This window comes from Desulfocastanea catecholica, from assembly GCF_054657295.1.
Window position 1 is genome coordinate 1 of sequence record NZ_BAAHYZ010000128.1, and the last position, 560, is coordinate 560.

The 560-nt window shown below is 56.6% G+C and carries 1 protein-coding gene; it reads right to left on the reverse strand.

Going from position 1 to position 560, the window contains the following annotated elements; translation table 11 throughout:
• The coding region (locus tag ACYQ8U_RS23175; protein WP_459947924.1) for a sodium ion-translocating decarboxylase subunit beta at nt 1-560 on the reverse strand (560 nt) is incomplete at both ends.

A 560-nucleotide genomic window follows, 5' to 3' on the forward strand; every position in this document is an offset into this window, starting at 1 on the left:
GGCAGCAGCGTGGCACAGATGATCAGAACCAGGAGCGGCAGGATAATTTTTTCCAGCTTCGATACGTGGCGCATCTGCACCATCTTGATCTTTCTTTCCTCGGCCGTGGTCAGCCAGCGCATGATCGGCGGCTGAATCAGCGGCACCAGAGCCATGTAGGAATAGGCGGCAATGGCGATTGATCCGAGCAGGCGTGGCGACAGCTGACTGGAGAGAAAAATTGCCGTCGGTCCGTCAGCACCGCCGATGATGCCGATGGCCGCTGCATCGGACAGGGAAAAGTTAATGCCGGGCACAAAATCGGAAAGGAACAGGGCACCGAGCAGGGTGGTAAAGATACCGAACTGCGCCGCGCCGCCAAGAAGAATGGTTTTTGGATTGGCAATCATCGGGCCGAAATCGGTCAGTGCCCCGACACCCATGAAAATGAGCAAAGGGAAGACGCCGGTGGTAATGCCCACATCGTAAATATAGGTTAAAATTCCGCCGGGATCGGCAATGCCCGCCAGAGGAATATTCGACAGGATGGCGCCATAACCGATCGGCACCAGGAGCAGCGG